This window comes from Rhodococcus sp. NPDC056960, from assembly GCF_042674125.1.
Taxonomy (GTDB): domain Bacteria; phylum Actinomycetota; class Actinomycetes; order Mycobacteriales; family Mycobacteriaceae; genus Rhodococcus_F.
The window spans coordinates 1-5522 of the sequence record NZ_JBHURF010000077.1 but is presented as its reverse complement, the minus strand read 5'-3'; the positions used below and the strand labels follow the sequence as shown (position 1 = coordinate 5522).

Here is a 5522-nt window from a genome sequence, read left to right as displayed (position 1 = left end):
TGTCCTGTGTCAGCGAATCGTCCTTGATATGTGCGCCCTGACCTGCGGTAAGGAAATTTGATTGGCAAACCGAGTGCTGGTCAAGGTTGTCGGGGAGCCCTGGGATCGGGTGACTTTGCCATTGGATCTTGTTCGTTTGCTCGGATGTTGAGGATCCCGGGAACGAGGGCGATGGCGTCGGGGTATTTCGCTGCGCGTGTGTAGGCCTCGTGGTCGGTCCCGATGCCGCGGTGCTGGTTGACGGTCTGGAGGATGAGCAGTCGGTGTCTCCAGTGGCGTGGGATGGCGGCCTGAGAGGTCGGCCAGGACGGGATGGCCGTGACGGCGATTTCGTGAGCGAGAACGAGCTGCTGGGGTGTGTATCGGCGCAGGAGCCGGTTGACACGATGCTGAGCTGTGATGATTTCAGGGCAGGCGGTCACGTCGAGGTTGGGCTGACGAGTATCGCTGAGCCAGATGCCGTGGTGCGTGCAAACTTTCAGGTGAACAGGCAGGTGAACGGGGATGGGTTCCCTGACGCCGCGGCGGGCTGTGCAGGAACGGCAGGCGGTGGTAGCGCGGACCGGCCCTCGGGTGTGGGTGGCGCCGAAGGCTGGTAGCGCCCCGGCAAGGCGTTCCGGGGTTGTTCTGGCGAGACGAGCGAGTGCGGATAGCGCGTCGGCGGTCGCGGGGACGAGCATGTGGTGCTGGGAGAGTTCGTCGGAGTTGTTGATCTTCGTGGAGAACCAGGACGGCAGTGCGGCCAGGACCTCGGCGAGGGTGAGGTGGTTGGCTCGGGCGAGCCGAGGCAGGTAGGAGCTCAGAGATTCCCCCGTGATCGGTGCGACCGGTCGTGGCAGCACGACCGTGTGCTCGCCTGGACGGCCGAGTGGGTGCGGGGGATCCGACTGTTCGACGGGTTGCCGGAACTGTTGCAACTCGCGGTAGAAGGTCGCCTTACTGGCATTGAGTCCGCGTTCCTTCAACTCTGTGAACAGGGCGTTGGGCCGTAGATGCGGGTCCTCGGTGAGGCGCTGACGGCCGTAGTCGGCCAGGGCATCGGTAAGCAGGCGCGATCGGCTGACCAGGTCGAGAAGATCCTGGTTCGGGTGAGTCGGCTGTCCGCTGGGCGGCCTGAGCTGTTGTATCTCGCGGTAGAAGGTCGCTTTGCTGGCGTGGAATCCGAGTTCTTTCAACTCGCTGAACAGGGCGTGGGGCCGTAGATGCGGGTCGTCGGTGAGGCGCTGACGGCTGTAGTCGGCCAGGGCGCCGGTGAGCAGGCGGGGGCGTGCGGTTCGGACTCCGGGCATCTTGCGTCCGGTCAGGTAAGAGCGGATCGTCGTCGGGCTGTAGCCGAGCTGCCCCGCGATGGCGCTCACCGACCATCCGGCCCTGCCCAGGGCCAGTATCAGCTCGGCTCGATCTCGGGGCAGCATGTTGGGCATCGCCTCTTATCCGACGGGAGGGGCCGGAGATTCGGAGGTGATGTCGGCGTCGACGGCATCCAGGGACTTCTTGGTGATCTTCTCGGTGCCGTCGAGGACGGCATTGATGGCCGCGCTGCGGATCAACCAGAGCAGGCTTCCGATCATTCCGTGGGTGCGCCGGTGCAGGTAGCGGTCGAGGTCGGGCAGCGATCCAGGCCGATGCCGATGCAGTCGCAGACTGTCTTCCAAGGCGGCGATGAGCGCGGTCCATTGCTGGTCCTGGCTGAACGGGCCGGTGCGGACCATGCCGAACCGGCCGGCGATCTGCTCGCCGCGGGTGCCGGACAGCAGCCCGGTGCGGTCGAGGCTGATCCCGGCATATGCAAACGTGGCAGGGACCCTCTCGCTCAGGTATTTCAAGGTGTCGGATGCTTCGGCGCCCGCGCGGGTGCGGGTGTTGAGGTTATGGAGTTCGTCGACTGCGACGAGGGTGACGCGGGCGTCGCGGCTCACGCCGCAGACCGCGTCGGCGATGTCGGTGATGTTGGCGCGCCGCGAGATCGGCAGGTCGAAGAACCGCGCGAACTCCATCACGATCATCTTCGGGGTGGCGGCGGGCGGGATGGTGATGTAGATGACGGGAATGTCGTCCGCGGCGTGGGGGTGGCGCCGCCGGTGGATCACCTCGACGGTCTTGCCGAGTTGGGTCAGGGCGGTGGTCTTACCGGTTCTGGCGGGCCCGGACACCATCAGGCCGCATCGCCCGTAGTGGGCGTTGCGGTTCAGCTGGACCAGGCGGCGCCCGGAGGTGATGACCTGGTGGATCGTGGGTGTCTGGACCACCAGCAACCGGGAATGGTGATTGATGCGATCGTCGTCGTAGTAGTCGCGTTTGTCCTCGGGCAAGCCCGTCCACACCGCTGTGGGCAGCAGGTTCGGCGCGGTGTGCATCTCGGTGACGAAGCCGCGCCACCCGTCCAGCGTGGTCAGCTGCAGGTGTCCGTAATCGGCATCACCGGATTCGTCATCGGATCCGGGGCGGACTGTGCGGGTCACCATCGTTTGTCCGCCTCGGCGAAGGGGTCGAAGATCGGCAGCGGTATCACCTTGGCGCCCTTGCCCGGACGAGTGGTGCGAACCGGGTCCGGTTCCTCGTCGATGCTGGCCAGCGGTGCGGGCTGCGGTGGGATAGGGGCAGCCGGTGAGCTGGCCTTGGTGCGCGCGGCGACCCGGCGGTCCCGGCGACTGAGTTTCGCCGAGCCTTTTCCCTCACTGTCGGTAGGTCCTTGGTGGGCCCGTTTCAGCAGGTCGGCGACGGCGTCGGCCACTTCTTCTTCGGTCGCGGCCGGCAGGGCGCGGTGGGTGTGGTCCCAGGCCAGTTCCCCGAACGGTGCTGCGACGCGGTGCAGGTGTTTCCAGAACAGGGTGATCCAGCCGCCCTTCCAGTGGTTGCGGACCCAGATGCGTGAGACGTCGTAGGGGTCGTAATGGATCTCCCAGAGATCCCGATGATTGGTCATGCCGGATCGCTGGTGCCGCAACGGGTTCAGTGCCTTGTCGTCGTAGGTGCGATGGCTGATCTTCACGCCGTAGGCGTTGATCGCCCGCCAGGTCGCGGGCAGAAGTTCGACGTAGTCGTCCGCCGACAATGCCACCGGGACATAGCCTGCGGTTTCGACGAGCGCGGCGTATTTCTCGTTCGGGCTGAACATCCGTCCCGGATGGACGGGGTCGCGAAGCCCGTCGTGTGGCCGGTTCTGCCAGGCCGCCACGAGCCACTCGTCCAGCAGCTCCTGCAACTCCATCAGTGACCACACCGCTTGCTGCTCGACGTGGCGGCCCCGGCGGTCGGCGTTGAATCCGGTGTAGCCCGCGACGAACTGGGCGAACAGAGTGCCGACCGAGCCGAGCATCCGCTCGATATGCCCCTTTTCCCAACCGGATGCGTCGTGGACGGGCTGGAAGTTGATGCCCAGGAAGTTGCAGGAGGCCCGGAAGTTGCGGGAGATGAACACCTTGCCCTGGTCGACCACGATCGTCTCGGGAATGACGACCGGCCGGGCCGCGGCGTGCTGCATACGGGCATCGATGTCCAGCAGCCGCTCGAACGGCAGCGCGGACCGCGACATCGCCAGCGCCTGCGACCAGCCCGGCCGCATCGGTTCAGGCGTGACGGTGCGGGCCAGCAGCACACTCGCGTCCACCGACTTGGTTGTCGGCCGCAACACCGCCGCGGTCACGGTCCTGGTCGCGACGTCGACGACACCGGTCAAATCGATCCGGCCCACGACGCCGTCGTCCAGGCGCACCAGCACGTCCAGCGGGGTGGAGTCGATCTGCATCAGCTCACCCGGCGCCCACGCGTCCGCCTCGCCGAACGGCCCGTCCGGGCGGTCGGCCAGCGACCGGCGGGTGCGGGCCGATCCGGTGGTGTGCTTGCCCGCCGTCAGCTTCTCCAGCAACCGGTAGAGGCTGCGCAGCGACGGCAACCGAACGGCGCCCGGACCGTGGGTGTCCTCCAGGATCTGGCCGGTCCGCCAGAACAGGTAGGTGGCCGTGCGGGAGGACTCCTGCGTCGCCTCGGCGATCGCTTGCTTCAGCGCCTCCACCACCAGCGGATCGGCCCGCCCGTGCGCAGTGACGGGCTTGTCGATCCGGTGATCGACCATCCCGGCCAGCCCGCGTGCTTCGTAGCGGCGTCGGCGTTTGGTGATCGCGCTCGCGGTCACCGGACGACCGGCCGCGGTCAGCTCAGCGGCCTTGGCCTGCTCCCGGCGTGTCAGCGACACCCGTTCCGGGTCGTACTCCGGTTTCGGTCTGGTCCCCGCCGGGGCCTGCGGCGGCACCCCGCGCAGCACTTCGACGATGTGCTGTTCCCACCACAACGCCTCCGCCGTCACGGCTTCCGGCAACCCGTCCAACAGCGTGGTCGGCGGAACCGGAGCCTGCGCCGGCGCACTCACCGCCTCGAAGTCTCCGGCCGATGATAGGTCGGTCAAACCGACTTCGGTGACTTGACCGCCGGTGTCCGCCAGCTGTATCCGTGTTCCCGATACCGCGATCACCGTGTGCAACGTTCCCGCCAGCCGCACGCGATCACCGATCGACAGCCGCGCTGGCCGCCGCGGCGCGGATCCCCCGCTCACCGAGCATCACCGACGGAACCCGCAGTCGTCACCAGCGTGGTCGGGCCCAACCGGGCGGCCGCCAGATCGGCCACCAACTCCTGCTGCCACATCAGGTGAAACAGTGCCGGCAGCACCGCAATCCGGTCTCCGGTCCGCTCTGCGGTCGCTAGCAGCGGCGCCGGTGACGCGAACACCTCCCGCAGCCGCTGCCCGACCTCGGCCCGGCCGGCGCACCGCGGATGCCGGTACCGTGCCAGCCACCGCATATTCCCCGCCAGCACCGGATCCAAGACCCCCACTCGCCGATACCGCCAGCCGACCTGCTCACACGCCTGCGCCGTGACCGCGAACGCTTCGGCGTCCTTCGGCTCGATCGCGTCATCGGCGCGGACATCGATCACCACACCCGACCCGTCGGCCAAGCGAGCGAAATAGTCCGGGGCATGGCGGCGCTTGCGTCTGCCGTCGTTCCAGTGCAGCCAGAACGGCTGCGACGCGAGGCCGACGACGTCCCGATCGAAGTCGAGCGCGCGGACGTGATCGCGTTCCAGCCAGGACTCGTAGCCCACGTGGTGGCCGGTTGTCACCGACCACCACCACCCCGGGAAATGACCGAGCCCACGCGACCAGCGGAACGTCCGCACCGGCGCGGCCTGCTCCAGCGTCAAGTGACCGCACTGCCCCAGCCGCATGAATCGATCCCCGCCCACTGCATCGCGCAGACCCAGCGTGAACCCGAAATCGTCGGCCGGAACACGATCCAACGCCAGCACAGCGTCGCCCACCTGATCAGCGCTCGCTCAGCCGTTCCTCCCCAGCCGGTGGCAACCGGCCTGGTCCGCAAGGGCACCCCACCAGCGTCACGACACGACAGCCCACGAACCCACCCCTACTCCCCAGCAATAACAGACCGAGCAAACTGTACTGGCAGAGAAACGGGAATGAGCAAGATTGACTGACAAAAAGGACGATCGACTGTCACAGGACA

The 5522-nt window shown here is 67.1% G+C and carries 4 protein-coding genes; all 4 read right to left on the bottom strand.

Annotation, left to right across the window (positions count from 1 at the left end):
* Positions 1–80: 80 nt before the first annotated feature.
* A complete protein-coding gene (locus ACFTWF_RS44885) occupies positions 81–1424 on the bottom strand; it encodes a TniQ family protein (RefSeq protein WP_378467510.1) in 1344 nt (447 codons plus the stop codon).
* Between the two features lie 6 nt (positions 1425–1430).
* The gene (locus ACFTWF_RS44880; protein WP_378467509.1) at positions 1431–2465 is read right to left on the bottom strand and encodes a TniB family NTP-binding protein; all 1035 of its coding nucleotides are present in this window, start codon (positions 2463–2465) and stop codon (positions 1431–1433) included.
* The gene (locus tag ACFTWF_RS44875; protein WP_378467508.1) at positions 2459–4405 is read right to left on the bottom strand and encodes a transposase; all 1947 of its coding nucleotides are present in this window, start codon (positions 4403–4405) and stop codon (positions 2459–2461) included. Before ACFTWF_RS44875 ends, ACFTWF_RS44880 begins: the two co-directional genes overlap by 7 nt.
* A gap of 143 nt (positions 4406–4548) precedes the next feature.
* Positions 4549–5319, bottom strand: a complete 771-nt coding sequence (locus ACFTWF_RS44870; protein WP_378467507.1) for a TnsA-like heteromeric transposase endonuclease subunit — start codon at positions 5317–5319, stop codon at positions 4549–4551.
* Between the last annotated feature and the right edge of the window lie 203 nt (positions 5320–5522).